Source organism: Pseudomonas paraversuta, from assembly GCF_904063065.1.
In the GTDB taxonomy this organism is placed as follows: domain Bacteria; phylum Pseudomonadota; class Gammaproteobacteria; order Pseudomonadales; family Pseudomonadaceae; genus Aquipseudomonas; species Aquipseudomonas paraversuta.
In genome coordinates this window covers 1-449 of the sequence record NZ_CAJFCL010000047.1, presented here as the reverse complement: position 1 = coordinate 449, position 449 = coordinate 1, and the positions used below count along the sequence as shown (strand labels likewise).

The following is a 449-nucleotide window of genomic DNA, read 5'->3' as shown; positions in this document are numbered from 1 at the left end:
CTGGGCAAAGCGTTCACCCAGGCCTACACCGTGCATCTCAACGCGCACCTGGCCAAGAACAACCAATTCAACGAGGCTGACATTGATGAGGCGTTTGAGCTGGTAGGTCGGCGTCCCGAGATGTTGCGCACGATCATCGGTGAAGTCGCATTGGAGCTGGGCGAGGCGAGCAATCTTGGCCAACTGCTGCACAGTCGCGCAGAACTGCTGCGCGCGGGTGTATGGACCGAGTTCGAAAGCGCCTGGAACGCCTTGACCATCCCGCAGCGTGCGGTGTTGCAGGTGATGGTGGTGCGTTCGCAAAGCAATGAGCCATTTGCGCCGTTTACCGACAGCACGATTACCGCAGTCAGCAAGGCATTGGAGGTTATGCGCAGCGATGTGGTGCCCGGGACCCAGACCATTCAGGCCTGTATCGATGCCCTGCGCGACAAGGAATTGGTATGGAA

At 58.8% G+C, this 449-nt stretch carries 1 pseudogene; it reads left to right on the top strand.

Annotation, left to right across the window (positions count from 1 at the left end):
* A pseudogene (locus tag JQ845_RS22860) lies at positions 1 to 449 on the top strand (hypothetical protein); the annotation flags it as partial.